This is a genomic window from Streptomyces sp. 130 (assembly GCF_007096885.1).
Lineage (GTDB): Bacteria > Actinomycetota > Actinomycetes > Streptomycetales > Streptomycetaceae > Streptomyces.
The window spans coordinates 17,131-37,615 of the sequence record NZ_VJNO01000010.1; the positions used below are offsets into that span (position 1 = coordinate 17,131).

Below are 20,485 nucleotides of genomic sequence, written 5' to 3' on the forward strand. Positions count from 1 at the left end.
CCCGTTTGCCCGCCCGCTCAGAGCAGGGTGAGCTGGGTCGGCCCGGGACCGTCGAGCGGCGGGCGGGGGTCGCGCCGGGGGAGCCTGCGGGCGGTGCCCCGGTGCGAGGGCCCGATGCCGTACTCGGCGGCCAGCTCGTGCACGTGACGGGTGACGCGCCGCTGGTACCAGGTGGGTGCGTAGGCGCCGTCCGCGTACAGCCGCTCGTAACGCCGTACGAGGTGCGGGTGGTGGTGGCCCAGCCACCGCATGAACCACTCCCGGGCGCCGGGGCGCAGATGGAGCACGAGCGGGGTCACCGACGTCGCTCCGGCGGCGGCGATCGCGCGGACGGTGGCCCGCAGCTGCTCGGGGCTGTCGCCGAGGTGCGGGATGACGGGCGCCATCAGCACCCCGCAGCCGATGCCCGCTTCGCTCAGCCTCCGTACGACGTCGAGGCGGCGTTCCGGGGAGGGCGTGCCGGGCTCCACGGTCCGCCACAGCTCGGGGTCGGTGAATCCCACCGAGACCGAGACGCCGACCTCGGTGACCTCGGCGGCCTGCCGCAGCAGCTCCAGGTCGCGCAGGATCAGCGTGCCCTTCGTCAGGATCGAGAACGGGTTCGCGTGGTCGCGCAGGGCGCTCAGGATGCCGGGCATCAGGCGGTAGCGGCCCTCCGCCCGCTGGTAGCAGTCGACGTTGGTGCCCATCGCGATGTGCGCGCCGTGCCAGCGCGGCGAGGCGATCTCGCGGCGGACCAGCTCCGGGGCGTTGACCTTGACGACGATCTGCGAGTCGAAGCCGAGGCCGGTGTCGAGGTCCAGATAGCTGTGGGTCTTGCGGGCGAAGCAGTAGACGCAGGCGTGTGTGCAGCCGCGGTACGGGTTCACCGTCCACTCGAACGGCATGCGGGAGGCACCGGGCACCCGGTTCACGATCGAGCGGGCCCGGACCTCGTGGAAGGTGACACCCCGGAATTCCGGGGTGTCGAAGGTGCGGGTGGTCACCGCTGCGGCGGCGAAGAGCGCACCCGTGCCGCTCGTGGGGTGGTTGGCGTTGTCTTCAGCCAGATTGTCCCAGCGCATGGACGCCTCCTCGGTAGTTCCGGACCGAGAATAGAACATGTGTTCCCGTGATCGTTTTCTCCCCTTCGTCCCGGCCCGGATTTTGAGCCGGACACACAAGGTGATTGGCTCGGCACACCCGAAGAACCGAGTGCTGGAGGAGCAGGCATGGCGCAGGTCGAAGCCACGACGGAGCGGATCATCGCGGCGGACGCGGAGGCGGTGTTCGACGCGCTGGCCGACTACAAGGACGTCCGCGGCAAGGTGCTCCCCGCCCACTACAGCGAGTACGAGGTGCGCGAGGGCGGCGACGGCGAGGGCACCCTCGTCCACTGGAAGCTCCAGGCCACCAGCAAGCGGGTGCGCGACTGCCTGCTGGAGGTCACCGAGCCGACCGACGGACAGCTCGTGGAGAAGGACCGCAATTCCTCGATGGTCACCACCTGGACCGTCACCCCCGCCGGCGAGGGCAGGTCCAAGGCCGTCGTCACGACCGTGTGGAACGGCGCCGGCGGCATCGGCGGCTTCTTCGAGAAGGCCTTCGCGCCCAAGGGCCTCGCTCGCATCTACGACGAGCTCCTGGCGAACCTCGCCGCGGAGGTGGAGAACTGACGCTGCGTCGCCTCCGCCCGGCTCACCGGTTCGGGTGGTCTTTGCGGCGGGGCGGTTGTGCGCCGTAGCGCCTCCGACCGGGGATTACGCCCCCTGAGTGCGCCGCCGGAGCCCCTCGTCGCGTTTGCCCTCACTTGTCGCATGGTGCGAGAAATGTGCGGCAGCGCGACGAGGGGAGCGGCACGTGGTGGGTGGCATCACACTGTTGGAGGGGGACGAGCCGGGCGGCCCGGGGGACGCCGAGGCGGCGCCCGCGCCCGCCCCGCCCCCGCCGCCCCCCGCCGCGACGGAGAGCGCCGCCGGTGACCCGTCCGACGACATCTCGACGGACCCCCGCAGCATCCGGCTGATCTTCGTCGGGCTGATACTCACGCTTCTGCTCGCGGCGCTCGACCAGATGATCGTCGCCACCGCGCTCCCCAAGATCGTCGGTGAGCTGCACGGCCTGGAGAAGATGTCCTGGGCGGTCACCGCCTATCTGCTCGCCTCGACCATCGGTCTCCCGATCTACGGCAAGCTCGGTGACCTCTTCGGGCGCAAGAGCGTCTTCCAGTTCGCCATCATCGTCTTCGTCGTCGGCTCCGCGCTGGCCGGCTGGTCCCGCACCATGGACCAGCTCATCGCCTTCCGGGCGCTCCAGGGCATCGGCGGCGGCGGGCTGATGATCGGTGTGCAGGCGATCATCGCGGACGTGGTCCCGCCCCGCGAACGCGGCCGGTTCATGGGCCTCATCGGCGCCGCCTTCGGCCTCGCCTCGGTGGCCGGGCCGCTGCTCGGCGGCTTCTTCACGGACCACGCCTCCTGGCGCTGGTGCTTCTACATCAACGTGCCGTTCGGCCTGATCACCTTCGCCGTGATCACCGTCGTCCTCAAGCTCCCCCGGCCCACCGTGCGCCCCCGGCTCGACATCCTCGGCGCCGCCCTCCTCGCCGCCTCCTCCACCTGCCTGGTGCTGCTGACCAGCTGGGGCGGCACGGAGTACGCCTGGGGCTCCGGCACCATCCTGGGGCTGGGCGCCGGAGCTGCCGGAACGACTCTGCTGTTCCTGCTCGTGGAGCGGCGCGCCGCCGAACCGATCATCCCGCTCCGGCTGTTCCGCGACTCGATCTTCAACGTGACCGCCCTGGTCGGCGCGGTCGTCGGCGTGGCGCTGTTCGGCGCGGCCAGCTATCTGCCCACCTTCCTCCAGATGGTCGACGGGGCCACCGCCACCGAGTCCGGGCTGCTGATGCTCCCGATGATGGGCGGCGTCGTCGGCGCCTCCGTGGTCTCGGGCCAGCTCATCTCCCGCACCGGGCGCTACCGCGTCTACCCGATCGCGGGCAGCGCGGTCTCGGCGGTGGGCATGTGGCTGCTGTCCCGGCTGGAGACCGACACCCCCCGCCTCGAATACGGCATCGCGCAGGCCGTCCTCGGCCTCGGGATCGGGCTGATCATGCCGGTCCTGGTCCTCGCCGTGCAGAACTCCGTGCGCCCCGCCGACCTGGGCAGCGCCACCAGCGCCAACAACTACTTCCGGCAGATCGGCGGCAGCGTCGGCGCCGCCGTCTTCGGCACCCTGTTCGCCGGGCGGCTGGCCGACGCGCTCGCCGTCCGGCTGCCCGCCGGGGCGGACCTCCCCGACCCGGAGTCGATCAGCCCGCAGCTGGTCCACGCGATGGAGCCCGCGCTGCGGGACGCCTACATCCAGGCGTACGCCGACGCGATGCCCCGGATCTTCCTCTACCTCGTGCCGGTCCTCGTGCTCGGCCTGTTCTTCGCCTTCTTCCTCAAGGAGAAACCGCTGGTGTCCCACAGCCCCGAAACCACCGCAGGACCCGAAGCCACCACCGAGTACACCCCGATCCCCTCCGCCCGCACCGACGCGGCCGTGCCGTCCGCCGGCTACCTCTCCGGCGTCCCGGTCTCCGGCAGCGTCCAGCACTCCGACGGTACGAAGGTGCCGCGCGCCGCCCTCACCCTCATCGACGTCCAGGGCCAGCAGGTCGGCCGGGGCGCCAGCGGCGACGAGGGGCGGTACGCGCTCAGCGTGCCGGGCGCCGGTTCGTACGTCCTGATCGCCGCCGCCGGGGGCCACCAGCCGCAGGCCGTCAGCGTCACCGTCGGCGAACGCCCGGTCGAGCTGGACGTGGTGCTCGGCGGCGCCGGCCGGCTCGCGGGCACCGTCGTCACGGCGGACGGAGTGCCGGTGCGGGACGCGGCCGTGACCCTCACCGACGTACGCGGCGAGGTCGTCGCCTCCACGCGCAGCGGGCGCGAGGGCGGCTACGTGATCACGGAACTGGTCGCCGGCGAGTACACCCTCGCCGCCTCCGCCCCGGCCTTCCGGCCCGCCGCGCTCCCGGTCAGCGTGCAGGCGGCCCGGGAGACCAGGCAGGACATCGAACTGGCCGGCGGCGCCGTGCTGCGCGGGATCGTCCGGGCCACCGCCGGCCGGCCCGTCGAGGACGCCCGGGTCACGCTCCTGGACGCGGCGGGCAACGTCGTGGACACCGTGACCACGGGGCCGGACGGCGCGTTCCGCTTCGTGGACCTGTCCACCGGCGAGTACACCGTGATCGCGGCCGGCTACCCGCCCGTCGCCACGGTCCTCCAGGTCGCGGGCGGCGGACGCACCGAGCGCGACCTCCAGCTGGGCCACGAGGACTGAACGCCCGGGGCCCGGGCAGCCGTTGCGCCCCGCAGCGCGCGGGGCGCACCACCCCCGAGGGGGATTCCGCCGATGGCCCGCGGACGCCGGTCGCGGCCCCGTACCGTGGAGTCACGCGCCGCGGAATGCCGCGGTGAGGAAGGAGCCCTCCCCTCATGGACCTCGGTGTGCCGCCGCAGAGGACACCACACCCGCGTGACGGCGCGGCGGGCCGCGTGCCGCTCGCCGTGGCCGTGGTCGACGCGGAGGGGCTCGTCTCGCACTGGTCGACCGGGGCGAGAAGGCTCTTCGGCGTCGCCCGCGAGGACGCGGTCGGCTGCCCCGCCGGTGAACTCCTGCCCGTCTCCGGTGTGCTGGGGACGGACGGCGCTCCCGCTCAGTACGACGAGGGCCCCGCGCTCGACAGCTCGCTCAGCGGGGACTTCCCCTACCCGGCCTCGGGCCGGGCCCGCCTCGACGAGCCCGGCCGCGGCCGGATCGACGTGCTGTGGTGGGCCTATCCGCTCGCCGGCCCCGGACCGGCCCGGCTCCTGGTGCTCGCCGCCGACTGCGCGCATCTGGACGACGCGCAGGACGGCGACGACCGGCCGGCCCGTACGATCGCCCCCGGCTTCGCCCTGCACACCGACTTCCCGGGTCACCCCGAGCTGTCCGCCCGGCTGCCCGAGATCCTGCCGAACATGAGCGTCCAGGAAGCGACCGGGATCGTCGCCCAGGTGCTGGAACTCGGCTACCCGGTCCTGGAGTTCAGCCACCACGAACGCATCCCCGTCACCCCGGACTGGGGCGTGCCCAGGCGCGCCGGAGCGCCGTCGGTGCGGGCGGAGCGATACGACGGGGACGCGGTGCCGGTCCCGCCGCGCACGGCACCCCGCCCCGAGCTCGACCTCGAATACGCGGCGGTCCGCGAACGGCTGGAATTCCTCAACGAGGTGAGCGGCCGCATCGGCACCTCCCTCGACCTGGAACGCACCATCCGCGAGGTCACCAGCGCCGCCGTCCCCCGCTTCACCGACTTCGCCGGCACGCATCTGCGCGCCGCCGTCCTGGCCGGTGAGGGCTTCCCCGACGGACCGCCCGACGTCACCACCGTCTGGCACCGCGTCTGGGTCGAGCACAACGACGAACCGGGCCGCTGGGACGACACCGTGCCCGTCGGCGAGGCGATCGCCTTCCCCGAACACACCCCGTTCTTCCAGTGCATGGTCACCGGCGAGCCCGTGCTCGTGCCCCACGTCAGCGAGGAGCTGAGCAACCGGATCTCCGGCGAGTTCGAGAAGCGGGACCTGCGCCCCCTGATCACGCACCGCTCGCTGCTCATCGTGCCGCTCAAGGCCCGCGACGTGGTCCTCGGCTTCATGGTCCTGATGCGCCGTCCCGGCCGCGAGCCCTTCGACGACATGGACCGCACCACCGGCGCCGAACTCGCCGCGCGGGCCGGGCTCGTCCTGGACAACGCCCGCATGTACACGTACCAGGAGAACGTCGCGGAGACGCTCCAGGACAGCATGCTGCCCAAGGTCGAGCCCCGCATGGCCGGTTGCGACATCGCGACCCGCTATCTGCCGGGCACCCGGCTCGGGCGGATCGGCGGCGACTGGTTCGACTCGGTGAAGCTGCCCGGCTCGCGCACCGCGCTGGTCGTCGGCGACGTCATGGGCCACGGGCTCAACTCGGCCGCCATGATGGGCCAGTTGCGCACGGCGGTGCTGACCATGGCCACCATGGAGATGGAGCCCGCCCAGCTCCTGCGCAACCTGGACGACCTGGCCCAGCGCCTGGGCGAGCAGTACCTCGCGACCTGCCTGTACGCGGTCTACGACCCGATCGCGGGCGAGCTCCAGATCGCCAACGCCGGTCACATCCCGCCCGTGCTGGTCCGCGCCGAGGACGGCCGGGCCGAACTGCTCGACCTGCCGACCGGCGCGCCCATCGGCGTCGGCGGGGTCGCCTTCGAGACCGCGGGCGTACGGGTGCGCCCCGGGGACCGGCTCGTCCTGTGCACGGACGGGCTGGTGGAGGTGCGCGGCCAGGACATCGGGGCCGGGCTCGCCGCGCTCTGCGCGTCCGCCGCCCACCCCGCCGCCTCGATGGACGACGCCTGCGACACCATCATCCGCGCCCTGAACACCGGTGGCGGGCGCAAGGACGACGTCGCCCTGCTCATGGCCCGGCTCAACGGCATCGCGGACGAGGACGTCGCCGAATGGCAGCTCGCCCTGGACCCCCGCGAGGTGTCCCGGGCCCGCCACATGGTGCGCGGCCAACTCCTCGACTGGGAGCTGCCGGACGCGGTGGAGGCGGCCGAGCTGATGGTCAGCGAGCTGGTCACCAACGCCTTCAAGCACGGCCGCACCCACCACATCGGGCTCCGCCTCGTGCGCACCGACGCGCTGCTGTGCGAGGTCAGCGACGACGAACCGGCCCCCGCCTCGCTCCTCGGTGTCACCGACAGCGACGAATTCGGCCGGGGCCTCATGGTGGTGAGCGCCCTCGCCAGGGAGTGGGGCACCAGCGGCACCGCGCGCGGCAAGACCGTCTGGTTCGAGCTGGCCCTGCCCCGGGCGCCCAGGACCCGCACCAACAGCCGCCGTCCGTAAGGAGGTTGTGTCCTTCCGCACCCTTGCCCCCCGGCACCCCTGGGCAGTAGTCCCTGGCTGAGCAGAACAAGCCGGTACGACGGGACCTTGGAGTGCGCATGGGTGTGACACGGCAATACCGCGAGGCGTGGGAGGGTTACTGGGCGGCCACCTCCCACGAGCCCGGCGACGCGATCTGGGACTCCGGCCCGGAGCTGAGCGCCGAACCGTACAGCCGGCTGCTCCTGCCGCACGCCGACACCACCCTGCCCGTCGTGGACCTCGGCTGCGGCAACGGCACACAGACCCGCCACCTCGCCACCCTCTTCCCCCGCGCCCTCGGCGTGGACCTCTCGGAAGCGGCGATCGAGCACGCGCGGAAGGCGGACCCGGAGGAGACCGCCGCGTACGAGCGGCTCGACCTCACCGACGCCGACGCCGTGCGCGCCCTGCACGAGCGCGTCGGCGACGCGAACGTCTACATGCGGGCGGTGATCCACCAGAGCGACCCCGAAGCCCGCCCGGCCGTCGCCGCCGCCGTCGCCACGCTCCTCGGCGCACGCGGCCGGGCCTTCGTCGCCGAGCTGACCCCCGCATCCAAGGACGTCCTGCAACGCGCCGCGCAGGGCCCGGACGGGCCGGGTCCGAAGCTGCGCCGGGTCTTCGAGCACGGGCTGAAACCGGCGAGCGCCACCGACGAGGAGGTCCCGCGGCTGCTGGCGGCGGCCGGGCTGACCGTACTGGACAGCGGCGGCACGGTCCTGCCGCAGACCGAGAACCTGCCCGACGGCACCAGGATCGACCTGCCGGCGAGGTGGTTCGTGCTGGCGGCGGGCTGAGACCGGACGCCGGGGGCGCCACCCGCCCCCGGCCTCAGCTCCCCGACCCGTCCCGCAGCAGCGCCATCAGCGCCCGCGCCCCCGGGCTGAGCGCCCGCGCCTCGGGGAGCACCACGGCACTCTCGTAGTACGCCTCACCGGCACCCTCGGGCCGCACCGCGACGAGTCCGCGCGCCTCGGGCTTGCGGGAGAAGTGGTGCGGCACGAGCGCGACGCCCAGCTGCTCGTGCACCAGCTCCAGGAGGCTGTGCACGTCGGTCACCTCCAGCGCCACCGTGCGCCGTGCCCCGGCCGCCGTGAACGCCGCGTCGGCCGCGCGGCGCGGACCGAAGTCCGGGTGGAAGTCGATGAACGGCTCACCCGCCAGCTCCGCCCAGGCCGCCCGGTCCGCCCCCGCCAGCCGGTGGCCCGGCGCGCACAGCAGCACCATGGGCTCCCGGGCCAGCGGGACCAGCTCCCCGCGCCACCCCGCCGGGTCCACCGTCGCGGCGAACGCGATGTCGAGCCGGCCGCCCGCCACCCCGTCCACCAGCCGCGCCGTGCCCTCCTGGCGCAGCCGGATCTCCATGTGCGGGTGGGCGCGGTGGAAGGCGGCGAGCAGCCGGGGCAGCCGCAGCCCGGCCACGCACTGCTCCACGCCCACCGACAGGGTCCCGCGCAGCAGCCCCCGTACCGCGTCGACGGCCTCCTTCGCGGCCCGCACCCCGGCCAGGGTGCGCTCCGCCTCGACCAGCAGGGCGCGCCCCGCCTCGGTCAGCCGTACGCTGCGCGTGGTCCGGCTGAACAGCGGCGTCCGCAGCTCCTGCTCCAGCGCCCGTACGGAGGCGGACAGCCCGGACTGCGAGACCGCGACCCGCTCCGCCGCGCGGGTGAAATGCCGTTCCTCGGCGACGGCCACGAAATGTTCCAGCTGGCGCAACTCCATGATTGAGAACTCTAGGCCCTGAATCCAAGCGGAATCTCCTGTTGGACTACTGGATCGAAGTGGGCCAGCCTTGGGGAGTCCGGCCGGTCGTGGCCAGCAGACCCCTCCCATGGAGCCCGTATGTACATCCCGTCCGCCGACCGCTACGCGAACATGCCCTACCGGCGCACCGGGCGCAGCGGTCTGAAGCTGCCCGCCCTCTCGCTCGGCCTGTGGCACAACTTCGGCGGGGACCGGACACCGCAGACCCAGGGCGAGATCCTGCGCCGGGCCTTCGACCTCGGCATCACCCACTTCGACCTGGCCAACAACTACGGCCCGCCGCCCGGCTCCGCCGAGACCGCGATGGGCAAGGCGCTCGCCACGGACTTCGCCGCCCACCGGGACGAGATCATCGTCTCCACCAAGGCCGGCTACCTGATGTGGGACGGCCCGTACGGCGAGTGGGGCTCGCGCAAGAACCTGCTCGCCTCGCTGGACCAGAGCCTCACCCGGCTCGGCCTGGACTACGTCGACATCTTCTACTCGCACCGGCCCGACCCGGAGACCCCGCTCGAAGAGACCATGGGCGCGCTCGACGCGGCGGTGCGCCAGGGCAAGGCGCTCTACGTCGGCGTCTCCAACTACTCACCCGAGCAGACCCGCGAGGCCGCCCGCATCCTGAAGGAGCTCGGCACCCCGCTCCTGATCCACCAGCCGCGCTACTCGATGCTCGACCGCCGCCCCGAGGACGGGCTGCTCACCGCCCTGGACGAACTGGGCGTCGGCTCCATCGCGTACTCGCCGCTGGAGCAGGGCATCCTCTCCGACCGCTACCTCGACGGCATCCCGGAGGACTCCCGCGCCGCCGGCAGCAGCCCCTTCCTGTCGGCCGAGGCGGTCACCCCGGACCTGGTGTCCCGGCTGCGCGAGCTGAACGAACTCGCCGCCGCGCGCGGCCAGTCGCTCGCCCAGCTGGCCCTGGCCTGGGTGCTGCGCGGCGGGCGCGTCACCTCCGCCGTGGTCGGCGCGAGCAGCGTCGCCCAGCTGGAGGACAACGTCGCAACGGTCCGGAACCTGGACTTCACCGACAAGGAACTCAGCCGGATCGAGAAGCTGCTGAAGGGCGCCAAGCGCGGCTGACGACCTGGGCCCCCTCGGCCCCGCCCCCGGCGGCCCGCACCGGCCGCCGGGGGCGTCAGTGGTTTGGACCTGTGGCGTACCCGGCACCCCTGGCCTGGGCGTTCATCGGCGCGTACCGTGTGGCCGCATGAAGATCCTCGTCAGCGCCGACATGGAAGGCGCCACCGGCGTGACCTGGCCGGCCGACGTGCTGCCCGGCACGCCGCAGTGGGAGCGCTGCCGCTCCCTGTTCACCTCCGACGTCAACGCCGCCGCCCTCGGCTTCTACGACGGGGGAGCGGACGAGGTGCTGATCAACGAGGCCCACTGGACCATGCGCAACCTGCTCCTGGAGAGACTGGACGACCGCGTCCAGATGCTCACCGGCAAGCACAAGTCGCTCAGCATGGTCGAGGGCATCCAGCACGGAGACGTCGACGCGGTCGCCTTCGTCGGCTACCACACCGGCGCCGGTACGGAAGGCGTCCTCGCCCACACCTACCTCGCCAACTCCATCACCGGGGTCTGGCTGAACGGCGTACGGGCCAGCGAGGGCCTGCTCAACGCCCATGTCGCCGCCGAGTACGGCGTCCCCGTCGTCCTCGTCACCGGCGACGACCTGACCTGTGCGGACGCCGAGGGATACGCCCCCGAGGCGGCGAAGGTCGCCGTCAAGGACTACGTGTCGCGGTACGCCGCCGTCTGCCGCACCCCCGCCCGGACCGCCGCCGACATCCGGGCGGCCGCCGCCCGGGCCGTCTCCCTGGCCGGGCGCCGCACACCGGTGGAGGGCGGCCCCTTCACCGTGGAGCTGGAATTCGACGCCGAGCACCTGGCCGCGGCGGCCACCGTCGTACCCGGGGTGGCGCCGAGCGGCGAGAGGCGGGTCTCCTACACCAGCGCGACGATGTACGAAGGTATTCGCACGTTCAAGGCGGTGACGACGATCGTGTCGTCCGCCGTGGAGGAGCAGTATGGCTGAGGCGACCGCCCCCCAGGACTCCGTCGACGCCCTCGCGCTCGACGAATCGGTGACGTTCACCTCCGAACTGATCCGCATCGACACCACCAACCGGGGCGACGGCGACTGCCGCGAACGCCCCGCCGCCGAGTACGTCGCCGAGCGCCTGGCCGCCACCGGCCTGGAACCCGAGCTCCTGGAACGCACCCCCGGCCGCACCAACGTGGTCGCCCGGATTCCCGGCACCGACCCGTCCGCCCCCGCCCTCCTGGTCCACGGCCACCTCGACGTGGTGCCGGCCGAGGCCGCCGACTGGACCGTGCACCCCTTCTCCGGCGAGGTCCGGGACGGGACCGTGTGGGGGCGCGGCGCCATCGACATGAAGAACATGGACGCGATGGTCCTGGCCGTCGTCCGGTTCTGGGCAAGGGCCGGCATCCGCCCCCGCCGCGACATCGTCATCGCGTACACCGCCGACGAGGAGGCCAGCGCCGAGGACGGCTCCGGCTTCCTCGCCGACCGGCACGCCGCCCTCTTCGAAGGGTGCACGGAGGGCATCAGCGAGTCCGGCGCCTTCACCTTCCACGCCGGGCCGGACATGGCGCTCTACCCCATCGGCGCCGGCGAACGCGGCACCGGCTGGCTGAAGCTCACCGCCCACGGCAAGGCCGGCCACGGCTCCAAGGTCAACCGCGCCAACGCGGTCACCGCGCTCGCCGCCGCCGTCACCCGCATCGGCGAGCACGAGTGGCCGGTCCGGCTCACCCCCACGGTCCGGGCCGCGCTCACCGAGCTCGCCGCGCTCCACGGCATCCACCCCGACCTCGACGCCCCCGGCTTCGACGTGGACGAACTCCTCGGCAAGATCGGACCGGCCGCGGCCCTCGTCGCCCCGACCGTCCGCAACAGCTCCAACCCGACGATGCTGGACGCCGGTTACAAGGTCAACGTCATCCCGGGCCACGCCACCGCCCAGATCGACGGCCGGACCGTCCCCGGCGGCGACGAGGAGTTCCACGCCACCCTGGACCGGCTCACCGGCCCCTCGGTCGACTGGGAGTTCGCCCACCGCGAGGTCGCCCTCCAGGCCCCGGTCGACTCACCCACGTACGGCAAGCTCCGGGCCGCCGTCGAGCGGTTCGACCCGGACGGGCACGTCGTGCCCTACTGCATGTCCGGTGGCACCGACGCCAAGCAGTTCTCCCGGCTCGGCATCACCGGCTACGGCTTCTCGCCGCTGAAGCTGCCCGTCGGCTTCGACTACCAGGCCCTCTTCCACGGCGTGGACGAACGCGTCCCCGTCGACGCGCTGCACTTCGGCGTCCGGGTCCTGGACCACTACCTGCGCACCGCCTGAACCACTCGGGGGAGACCGAAACCCATGCCCACCGCACAGCCCCACGGCAGCTGGCCCTCACCGATCGACGCCGCGCTCGCCGCCTCCCACGACGGGCGGCCCGAATACACCGGCGCGGTCGGCGACGAGCTGTGGTGGACCGAACCGCGCCCCGCCGAAGCCGGCCGGCGCGCCCTGGTCCGCCGCACCGCCGACGGCACCACCACCGAACTGCCCGCCCCCTGGGACGTCCGCAGCCGGGTCATCGAGTACGGCGGACAGCCCTGGGCCGGCACCGAGCGGGCGGAGGGCGGCCCGCTGATCGTCTTCGTCCACTTCGCCGACCAGCGGCTGTACGCCTACGAGCCGGACGGCGCACGCGAACCCTGGCCGCTCACCCCCATCTCCGCCGTCGGCGGCGGGCTGCGCTGGGTGGACCCGCGCGTGCACCCGGACCGGGGCGCGGCCGGCGAGGTGTGGTGCGTCCTGGAGGAGTTCACCGGCCAGGCGCCCACCGCGCTGCGCCGGGTGCTCGCCGCCGTGCCGCTGGACGGATCGGCGGCCGGCGACCGGTCCGCCGTACGCGAGCTCAGCGACGGGCGGCACCGGTTCGTCACCGGCCCCGAGGTGTCGCCCGACGGGCGGCGCGCCGCCTGGATCGGCTGGGACCACCCGCGCATGCCCTGGGACGGCACCGAGGTGCTGGTCGCGGACATCGGCGAGGACGGCACCTTCCAGGGTGCCCGGGCCGTCGCCGGAGGCGCCGAGGAATCCGTGCCGCAGGTCCAGTGGACCGCCGACGGGCGGCTGCTCCTGGCGAGCGACCGCAGCGGCTGGTGGAACCTGTGCCGGGTCGACCCCGACACCGGTGACAGCCGGGAACTGTGCCCGCGCGAGGAGGAGTTCGCCGGGCCGCTCTGGAAGATCGGGCTCGTCTGGTTCCGCCCCCTGGACAGCGGGCTGGTCGCAGTCCTCCACGGCAAGGGCACCACCACCCTCGGCATACTCGATCCGGAGACCTGCGAGCTGGTCGATGTCGCCGGCCCCTGGACCGAGTGGGTGCCGACGCTCACGGTGCACGGCTCCCGGGTCACCGGCGTCGCCGCGGGCCCGCACAGCGGCTACGAGATCGTGGAGCTGGACACCGCCACCGGGCACACCAGGATCATCGGCGCCCCGCACGAGGACGCCGTCGATCCCGCGTACTACCCGGAGCCCGTCCTGCGCACCTTCACCGGGCCCGGCGGACGCGAGATCCACGCCCAGATCTACCCGCCGCGCAACCCCGGACACACCGGTCCCGAAGACGAGTTGCCGCCCTACGTGGTGTGGGCCCACGGCGGCCCCACCGGGCACGCGGCGCTCGTCCTGGACCTGGAGATCGCCTACTTCACCTCACGCGGCATCGGCGTCGCCGAGGTCAACTACGGCGGCTCCGCCGGATACGGCCGCGCGTACCGCAACCGGCTGCGCGAGCAGTGGGGCGTCGTGGACGTCGAGGACTGCGCCGCCGTCGCCCGGACGCTCGCCGCCGAGTCCACCGCCGACCCGGACCGGCTCGCCATCCGGGGCGGCAGCGCCGGCGGCTGGACCAGCGCCGCCTCGCTGACCGGCACCGACGTCTACGCCTGCGGCACCATCATCTACCCGATCCTCGACCTCGCCGGCTGGGGCGCCGACGAGACCCACGACTTCGAGTCCCAGTACCTGGAATCGCTGGTCGGCCCCCTCGCCGAGGTCCCCGAGCGCTACCGGGAACGCTCCCCGGTCGGCCGCACCGACCGGCTCACCGCGCCGTTCCTGCTGCTCCAGGGCGAGGACGACCCCATCTGCCCGCCCGTGCAGTGCGAGCGCTTCCTCGCCGCCGTCGAGGGGCGCGGCATCCCGCACGCGTACCGCAGCTACCCGGGCGAGGGCCACGGCTTCCGCCGCGCCGGCACGATGATCGACGCGCTGGAGTCCGAACTCTCCCTGTACGCCCAGGTCTTCGGCTTCGACCGGCCCGATGTGGCCACCCTGGAGCTGAAGCGGTGACCCTCGCCCCGCTGACCCGCCCGGCGCGGCTGCGCCCCGGGGCCAGGGTCGCCGTGGTGTCGCCGAGCGGGCCGGTCCCCGCGGACCGGCTGGAATCCGGCCTGGACATCCTGCGCGGCTGGGGCCTCGACCCGGTGCCGATGCCCCATGTGCTGGACGTGCACCGGGACCTGGACTACCTCGCCGGTACGGACGAGGCCCGGGCCCGGGACCTCCAGGACGCCTGGTGCGACCCGGCCGTGGACGCGGTGATCTGCGCGCGCGGCGGGTACGGGGCGCACCGCATGGCCGACCTGGTGGACTGGGCGGCGGTGCGCGCGGCCGGGCCCAAGGCGTTCGTCGGCTACAGCGACGTCACCGTGCTCCACGAGGCGTTCGCGCTGCGGGCCGGCTTCGCCACGCTGCACGGGCCGATGACGGGGACCGAGGCCTTCCTCAAGGACCCGCGCACCCAGGAGTCCCTGCGGGCCACGCTCTTCGAGCCGGAGACACAGCGGACCCTGGGCCTGGAAGACGCCAGGGCGCTGGTGCCCGGGCGGGCGCGCGGCATCACCTACGGCGGCTGCGTGAGCCTGCTCGCCGCCGACCTGGGCACCCCGCACGCCCGCCGCTCGGCCCGGGGCGGGCTGCTCGTGATCGAGGACACCACCGAGGACCCGTACAGCCTGGACCGCATCCTCACCCAGCTGCTGCGGGCCGGGGCGCTCGACGGGGTCGCCGGGGTGGCCTGCGGATCGTGGGCGGGGTGCGGGCCGTACGAGCGGGTGCGGGCGGTGCTCGCCGACCGGCTGGGCGCGCTGGGCGTGCCGGTCGTGGAGGAGCTGGGCTTCGGCCACGGGCCCACCGGGCTCACCGTCCCGCTCGGGGTGCCGGCCGTGCTCGACGCCCCGGCGGACGGCGGGCCGGCGACCCTCACGGTCGAGGTGCCCGCACTGCTCTGACCTGCCGAAGCCCCGCCCCCGTCACCCGAACGGCCGAACAACTCCGCCGGTGGGGGCGGGGGCGGGGCCATGCTGGAGCCCCGGGGCGACGGCCGTACCAGGGCCGGGAAAGGGGCTGCTCATGAGCCCGAAGGACGTGTCGAGCAGCGGGAAGAGCGGAAGCGGGGCCTTCACCCCGGCCCGCATCCTGGTCCTCGTGATCGCGGTCCTGTCGATCGTGTTCATCGTGGAGAACACCAAGGACGTCGAGGTCCGCCTCATCGTCCCGCTGGTGACGGCGCCGCTCTACGTATGGCTGGTCGTGATGTTCCTGGCAGGCATGGCGTGCGGCGCCTATGTCTTCCGCAGGCGGTCCAAGTAGCGGCGCGGCGGCGGCCGTGCGGACAGGGTGCACAGGCCCTGCCCGCACGGCCGCTCTACGCTGGGGCGATGTCCGACACCCGCCTTCTCGCCGAGGGGCCGCGCACGGCGATCCGCCCCTTCACCCCCGGCGACGCCGACGAGTTCACCGCCAGGGCCCGCGAGAGCACCGTCCTGCACCGGCCCTGGCTCTTCCCGCCCACCACGCCCGAGACGTACGCCGCCTACGCGGGGACGCTCATCGAGGACCCCGCACGGGCCGGATTCCTCGTGTGCGAGCGGGACCCGGCGGGCGGGGCCGGGGCGATCGCCGGATTCATCAACATCAACAACATCGTCGCCGGCGCCTTCCGCTGCGGCGCCCTCGGCTACGGAGCCTTCGCGCACGCGGCCGGGCGCGGCCTCATGGGCGAGGCGCTGGGCCTCGTCCTGGACCACGCCTTCGGCCCGCTCGCCCTGCACCGCCTCGAAGCCAACATCCAGCCGGACAACGAGAGGTCGGCCGCGCTCGTACGCCGGGCGGGCTTCCGGCTGGAGGGCTACTCACCGGACTTCCTGCACATCGACGGCGCCTGGCGCGACCACGAACGCTGGGCGATCACCACGGAGATGCGCTGACGGCTCGACGCCGGCTACCCGACCAGGCGGCGGGCCGCGTCCGCGATGTGGTCGCGGGAGATCCCCGCCGCGTCGAGCAGCTCCGCCGTGGTGCCCGACCCCGGCAGGTCGCTCCCCGCGAGGTGGGCGAACGCGGGGTGGCTGCCGGACGCCGCCAGCGCCGAGAGCACCGCCTCGCCGATACCGCCCTCCGGGTGGTGGTCCTCCACCACGACCATGGCCCCCGTCTCCCGGGCCGCGCGGTTCAGGGCCTCCGCGTCGAGCGGCTTGACGGAGTAGACGTCGATGACCCGGGCCCGTACGCCTTCCTCCGCCAGCCGGTCGGCGGCGGCCAGGCACTCGTGCAGCGTGACCCCGGCGCTGACCAGGGTGACCCGGTCGTCGTCGCCGTGGCGCAGCGTCTTGGAGCCGCCCACGGGGAACGTCTCCTCGCTCCCGTACAGCACCGGGTAGGCGCCGCGCGTGGTGCGCAGGTACGAGATCCCGTCGATGTCCGCCATGGCCACGGTCAGGGCCGCGGCCGAGGTCGCGTCGCTCGGGTAGAGGACGGTCGAACCGCGCACCGCGCGCATCATCGCCAGGTCCTCGACACCCATCTGGGAGGGCCCGTCCGCGCCGATCTCCACCCCGCTGTGCGTGCCGCAGAGCGCCATCGTGATGTCCGAGACGGCCGCCATCCGGATGAAGTCGTGCGCCCGGGTGAGGAACGCCGCGAAGGTGGTCGCGTACGGGCGGAAGCCGCGCACGGCCATGCCGACGGCCTCGGCGACCATCTGCTGCTCCGCGATGTACGTCTGGAAGAAGCGGTCCGGGTACGCCTTCGCGAAGTCCTCCGAGTGCGTGGAATTGCCGACCTCGGCGTCCAGCGCCACGACCTCGGGCCGTACCCCGAGCGCCACCAGCGCCTTGCCGAAGGCGACCCGGGTGGCGACCTCGTCGCCCTTCTCGAAGCGCGGCAGCTCCACGGCCCCGCCGGTGCGCCTGGCGGCGGGCGCGGCCTCCGGCGGCCGGGGGCCCTCCACCCGCAGGTCGCGGACGCCGCCCAGCTCCTCGATGGCGCGCCCGGCCAGGTCCTCGGGGAGCGGCTTGCCGTGCCAGCCCTCCTTGTCGGCGACCTCGCTCACCCCGCGCCCCTTGACCGTCTTCGCGACGATCACGGTGGGGCCGCTGCCGTCCGCCGCCGTCTTCAGGGCCCGGTCGACCTCGGTCAGGTCATGGCCGTCGACCACGAGGGCCCGGCAGCCGAACGCCTCCACCCGGCGCGCGTAGGCGGCGGTGTCCCACTCCAGCTCGGTCGGGCCGGACTGGCCGAGGCGGTTGACGTCGATGATCGCGATGAAGTTGCCCAGCTGGTGCCGGCCGGCCTTGTCCAGGGCCTCCCAGACGGACCCCTCGGCCATCTCGCTGTCCCCGCACAGCACCCACACCCGGTACGGCTGGTCCTCCAGGTCCCGCCCGGCGAGCGCGATGCCCACGCCGTAGGCGATGCCCTGGCCCAGCGAGCCGGTCGCCACGTCCACCCAGGGCAGCTCGGGCGTGGGGTGGCCCTGGAGCCGGTGGCCGAAGCGGCGGTACGTCGTCATCAGCTCCTCGTCCGTGACGGCACCGGCGGCCTTGAACATGGCGTAGAGGAGCGGCGAGGCGTGGCCCTTGGAGAAGACCAGGTGGTCACCGGCCGGGTTCTCGGGCGCGTCCCAGTCGTACCGCAGATGCCGGGTCATGAGGACCGCCATCAGATCGGCCGCCGACAGGCTGGACGTGGGGTGGCCGGACCCCGCCGAGGTGCTGGCTCGCACCGAGTCCACCCGCAGCTGCTGGGCGAGCTCGAAGACCTCGGTGAGATCGCTGTCGGGGCCGAGCGTGCTGGTCTGTTCGCTGGTCATGGGCCGGGCCTTTCGCGTGGGGGCGGGACGACGGAACGGGTTCCCGGATCCGCGCGGTCCATCACCTCCCGGGGGCAGGTTGCCCCCCATCGGGCGCCCGGCCCGGCGTCAGCGCCGCTTGTAATTGATCTTCATCGTGTCCATGTCCGTCGCCGTGGACCGCAGCTCCCCGTGGCCGTACCCGGCCTCGCTCAGCGCCGTCCGCGCCCGGTCCTCGGCGATGACACCGGCCATCTCCTCGCCGTCCTCGGCGTCCGAGACGACCACATAGCGGAAGCTGAAGTGCTTCAGGACCCGGTCGTAGGTGAGCGAACCCTCCTCGGTGAACTGCATCGCGGCGAGACCGTGCTCCTCGACCTCGGCCAGCAGCCGCTCGCGCGCCGCGTCCGTCAGGTCCTGGAACGTGCCGCGCACGATCACCCGGTAGGTGTGCTGCGTACTCATCTGTCGCGCTGTCCCTCTCGTCTGCCGCGTCCGGTTTCCGCAGCGAGCGTACGGGGGCGGTGAGCGGGACGGAAACGGAATTCCGGGCGCCGAGACACCCCTTGTCCGGGCGGCGACCGGCGTGTTCCATGGTCATCGGGGGGCGGCCGGACCTGTGGCGGCCCGCGCGAGGGAGCGAGGTTGCCTTGGCCACCACCGTACGACGTGCCGTCCTGACCCTGCCCGCGGCGGCGACCGGGCCGGAGAACCCGCTGCCCGCGCTGCGGCCACTGGACGAGACGCACGTCATCGGGGAACGGGACCGGTCCGGACTCCCGCGCGACATGGCCCGTCAGCTCGGCCACGCCCCGCTGACCACGGTCCTGCCCGTCCGCCTCCTCGACGGTTACGGGCGCGAGCGCGTCCCCACGGACCTCGACGCGATCGTCATCGAGAACGATCATCTGCGCGTCACCGTGCTCCCCGGCCTCGGCGGCCGGGTCCACTCCCTCGTCCACAAGCCGTCCGGCCGCGGCCTCGTCTACGCCAACCCGGTGCTCCAGCCCGCCGGCTTCGCGCTCAACGGCGCCTGGTTCTCCGGCGGCATCGAGTGGAACACCGGCGCCACCGGGCACACCACGCTCTCCTGCGCCCCGGTGCACGCGGCGCTCGTCCCGGCGCCCGACGGCGGCGAGATGCTCCGGCTCTGGGAGTGGGAGCGGCTGCGCGACCTGCCGTTCCAGGTGGACCTGTGGCTCCCCGCCGACTCCGCGTTCCTGCACGTCGGGGTACGGATACGCAACCCGCACGAGCAGCTGGCGCCCGTCTACTGGTGGTCCAACACCGCCGTCCCCGAGGACGCGGGCACCCGGGTGATCGCCCCGGCCGACGAGGCGTGGCACTTCGGGTACGAGCGCACCCTGACCCGGGTCCCGGTCCCCGGGAGCGGCGGCACCGACCGCACGTACCCGCAGCGCGGCGCGTACCCCGCCGACTACTTCTACGAGGTGCCCGACGGCGCCCGCCGCTGGATCGCCGCCCTGGACGAGCGGGGCCACGGACTCGTCCAGACCTCCACCGATCTCCTGCGGGGCCGGAAGCTCTTCCTCTGGGGCAGCGGGCCCGGCGGGCGGCGCCGGCAGGAATGGCTCACCGAACCCGGCACCGGCCGCTACGCGGAGATCCAGGCCGGACTGGCCCGCACCCAGCTCGAACACGTGCCGCTGGAACCGGGCGGCGAGTTCAGCTGGCTGGAGTCCTACGGGCCGCTCGCCGCCGACCCCCGCGCCGTGCACGGCGACGACTGGGCGGCGGCCCGCGCCGAGACCGAGCGGCGGCTCGCGAACGCCCTGCCGCGCGCCGAGGTGGACGCCGCGTTCACCGCCTGGCGCGCCCACGCCGACACCGAACCGGGTGAACGCCTCGCCACCGGGTCCGGCTGGGGCGCCCTGGAGGTGCGGCGCGGCCGGTACGAGCTGCCCGGCACCCCGTTCACCGACGACACGCTGGGCGAGGAGCAGGCCCCCTGGCTCGAACTGCTGGACCAGGGCACCTTCCCCGGCCCCGAGAGCACGGTCCCCGGGCCCACGCTGGTCTCCCGGCACTGGCGGGACATGCTGGAGACGGCCCCCGCCGAACCGCACACCGAATACCACCTCGGCATCGCGCAGTGGCACGCCGGTGACCGCGCGCAGGCGGTCCGGAGCTGGGAACGCGGTCTGGCCGCGGCCGCCACCCGCTGGCCGCTGCTGCGCTGCCTGGCCGTCGCCGCCCTGGTGAGCGGACAGCGGGAACTGGCCGCCGATCACTACGCGGAGGCGTTCGAGGGGCTGAGCGCGGAGCGCCGCACCGACGACGAGGCGTGGACGGCGGCCACCGCCGCGCTGGGCCGGGAGGCGATCGAGGCGCTGCTCACGGCCGGACGCGCCGAGGCAGCCCGCACGGTGTGGACGGGTCTGCCCCCGGAGGTCCGCACGCGCGGCCGGTTCCGGCTGCTCGAGGCCCAGTTGCTGATCGCGGAGGGCCGGAAGGACGCCGCGAAGGCCGTGTTCGACGCGGGCTTCGAGGTGGCCGATCTGCGCGAGGGCGCGGAGATCCTCGAGGAGGTGTGGCACCGGTTCACGGACGAACCGCTGCCGGACGCGTACGACTACCGGATGCGCCCGCGGGCCTGACAGCAG

Annotated in this window: 16 protein-coding genes; 12 read left to right on the plus strand and 4 right to left on the minus strand. The window is 73.6% G+C overall.

Going from position 1 to position 20,485, the window contains the following annotated elements; translation table 11 throughout:
* Positions 1–17: 17 nt before the first annotated feature.
* Positions 18–1,064 (minus strand): Rv2578c family radical SAM protein, encoded by a 1,047-nt coding sequence (locus tag FKN01_RS11380; protein WP_143619207.1) that lies wholly within the window; start codon positions 1,062–1,064, stop codon positions 18–20.
* A gap of 147 nt (positions 1,065–1,211) precedes the next feature.
* On the opposite strand from FKN01_RS11380, the gene FKN01_RS11385 reads away from it, so the two are divergent.
* The 4 genes from FKN01_RS11385 (at position 1,212) to FKN01_RS11400 (ending at position 7,723) form a co-directional block, all read left to right on the plus strand.
* Complete coding sequence (locus tag FKN01_RS11385; protein WP_143619209.1) at positions 1,212–1,655, plus strand: SRPBCC family protein; 444 nt, start codon at positions 1,212–1,214, stop codon at positions 1,653–1,655.
* A gap of 184 nt (positions 1,656–1,839) precedes the next feature.
* Complete coding sequence (locus FKN01_RS11390) at positions 1,840–4,305, plus strand: MFS transporter (RefSeq protein WP_143619211.1); 2,466 nt, start codon at positions 1,840–1,842, stop codon at positions 4,303–4,305.
* A gap of 155 nt (positions 4,306–4,460) precedes the next feature.
* The gene (locus tag FKN01_RS11395; protein ID WP_143619213.1) at positions 4,461–6,905 is read left to right on the plus strand and encodes a SpoIIE family protein phosphatase; all 2,445 of its coding nucleotides are present in this window, start codon (positions 4,461–4,463) and stop codon (positions 6,903–6,905) included.
* A gap of 98 nt (positions 6,906–7,003) precedes the next feature.
* Positions 7,004–7,723, plus strand: a complete 720-nt coding sequence (locus FKN01_RS11400) for a class I SAM-dependent methyltransferase (RefSeq protein WP_143619215.1) — start codon at positions 7,004–7,006, stop codon at positions 7,721–7,723.
* A gap of 34 nt (positions 7,724–7,757) precedes the next feature.
* On the opposite strand, the gene FKN01_RS11405 is transcribed toward FKN01_RS11400, so the two are convergent.
* On the minus strand, positions 7,758–8,648 hold the full coding sequence (locus tag FKN01_RS11405; RefSeq protein ID WP_143619217.1) for a LysR family transcriptional regulator: 891 nt from the start codon (positions 8,646–8,648) through the stop codon (positions 7,758–7,760).
* Between the two features lie 120 nt (positions 8,649–8,768).
* Here FKN01_RS11405 and FKN01_RS11410 point away from each other — a divergent pair, with 120 nt between their 5' ends.
* From FKN01_RS11410 to FKN01_RS11440, 7 genes are all read left to right on the plus strand, one after another.
* Entirely contained in the window at positions 8,769–9,770 is a 1,002-nt protein-coding gene (locus FKN01_RS11410; RefSeq protein ID WP_143619219.1) for an aldo/keto reductase, read from the plus strand.
* Between the two features lie 127 nt (positions 9,771–9,897).
* The gene (locus tag FKN01_RS11415) at positions 9,898–10,731 is read left to right on the plus strand and encodes a M55 family metallopeptidase (protein WP_143619221.1); all 834 of its coding nucleotides are present in this window, start codon (positions 9,898–9,900) and stop codon (positions 10,729–10,731) included.
* Entirely contained in the window at positions 10,724–12,067 is a 1,344-nt protein-coding gene (locus tag FKN01_RS11420; RefSeq protein ID WP_143619223.1) for a M20/M25/M40 family metallo-hydrolase, read from the plus strand. Before FKN01_RS11415 ends, FKN01_RS11420 begins: the two co-directional genes overlap by 8 nt.
* A gap of 24 nt (positions 12,068–12,091) precedes the next feature.
* On the plus strand, positions 12,092–14,080 hold the full coding sequence (locus tag FKN01_RS11425) for a prolyl oligopeptidase family serine peptidase (protein WP_143619225.1): 1,989 nt from the start codon (positions 12,092–12,094) through the stop codon (positions 14,078–14,080).
* Positions 14,077–15,021 (plus strand): LD-carboxypeptidase, encoded by a 945-nt coding sequence (locus FKN01_RS11430; RefSeq protein WP_143619227.1) that lies wholly within the window; start codon positions 14,077–14,079, stop codon positions 15,019–15,021. Before FKN01_RS11425 ends, FKN01_RS11430 begins: the two co-directional genes overlap by 4 nt.
* 121 nt (positions 15,022–15,142) lie before the next feature.
* Positions 15,143–15,382, plus strand: coding sequence for a DUF1049 domain-containing protein (locus tag FKN01_RS11435; RefSeq protein WP_143619229.1), 240 nt, complete (start codon positions 15,143–15,145; stop codon positions 15,380–15,382).
* Positions 15,383–15,450: 68 nt separating this feature from the next.
* Complete coding sequence (locus FKN01_RS11440) at positions 15,451–15,999, plus strand: GNAT family N-acetyltransferase (RefSeq protein ID WP_143619231.1); 549 nt, start codon at positions 15,451–15,453, stop codon at positions 15,997–15,999.
* A 14-nt stretch (positions 16,000–16,013) separates the two neighbouring features.
* On the opposite strand, the gene FKN01_RS11445 is transcribed toward FKN01_RS11440, so the two are convergent.
* Both FKN01_RS11445 and FKN01_RS11450 read right to left on the minus strand, forming a co-directional pair.
* Entirely contained in the window at positions 16,014–17,882 is a 1,869-nt protein-coding gene (locus FKN01_RS11445; RefSeq protein WP_143619233.1) for a transketolase, read from the minus strand.
* 108 nt (positions 17,883–17,990) lie between these two features.
* Positions 17,991–18,326, minus strand: coding sequence for a DUF6204 family protein (locus FKN01_RS11450; RefSeq protein ID WP_143619235.1), 336 nt, complete (start codon positions 18,324–18,326; stop codon positions 17,991–17,993).
* 185 nt (positions 18,327–18,511) lie between these two features.
* Here FKN01_RS11450 and FKN01_RS11455 point away from each other — a divergent pair, with 185 nt between their 5' ends.
* Positions 18,512–20,479, plus strand: a complete 1,968-nt coding sequence (locus tag FKN01_RS11455; RefSeq protein ID WP_143619237.1) for a DUF5107 domain-containing protein — start codon at positions 18,512–18,514, stop codon at positions 20,477–20,479.
* The last annotated feature ends 6 nt before the right edge of the window (positions 20,480–20,485 follow it).

Bases quoted from the DNA above. Each gene is read 5' to 3' on its own strand.
- FKN01_RS11380 (WP_143619207.1), bottom strand. From the start codon at position 1,064: ATGCGCTGGGACAATCTGGCTGAAGACAACGCCAACCACCCCACGAGC.
- FKN01_RS11385 (WP_143619209.1), top strand. From the start codon at position 1,212: ATGGCGCAGGTCGAAGCCACGACGGAGCGGATCATCGCGGCGGACGCG.
- FKN01_RS11395 (WP_143619213.1), top strand. From the start codon at position 4,461: ATGGACCTCGGTGTGCCGCCGCAGAGGACACCACACCCGCGTGACGGC.
- FKN01_RS11400 (WP_143619215.1), top strand. From the start codon at position 7,004: ATGGGTGTGACACGGCAATACCGCGAGGCGTGGGAGGGTTACTGGGCG.
- FKN01_RS11405 (WP_143619217.1), bottom strand. From the start codon at position 8,648: ATGGAGTTGCGCCAGCTGGAACATTTCGTGGCCGTCGCCGAGGAACGG.
- FKN01_RS11410 (WP_143619219.1), top strand. From the start codon at position 8,769: ATGTACATCCCGTCCGCCGACCGCTACGCGAACATGCCCTACCGGCGC.
- FKN01_RS11415 (WP_143619221.1), top strand. From the start codon at position 9,898: ATGAAGATCCTCGTCAGCGCCGACATGGAAGGCGCCACCGGCGTGACC.
- FKN01_RS11420 (WP_143619223.1), top strand. From the start codon at position 10,724: ATGGCTGAGGCGACCGCCCCCCAGGACTCCGTCGACGCCCTCGCGCTC.
- FKN01_RS11425 (WP_143619225.1), top strand. From the start codon at position 12,092: ATGCCCACCGCACAGCCCCACGGCAGCTGGCCCTCACCGATCGACGCC.
- FKN01_RS11435 (WP_143619229.1), top strand. From the start codon at position 15,143: ATGAGCCCGAAGGACGTGTCGAGCAGCGGGAAGAGCGGAAGCGGGGCC.
- FKN01_RS11440 (WP_143619231.1), top strand. From the start codon at position 15,451: ATGTCCGACACCCGCCTTCTCGCCGAGGGGCCGCGCACGGCGATCCGC.
- FKN01_RS11445 (WP_143619233.1), bottom strand. From the start codon at position 17,882: ATGACCAGCGAACAGACCAGCACGCTCGGCCCCGACAGCGATCTCACC.
- FKN01_RS11450 (WP_143619235.1), bottom strand. From the start codon at position 18,326: ATGAGTACGCAGCACACCTACCGGGTGATCGTGCGCGGCACGTTCCAG.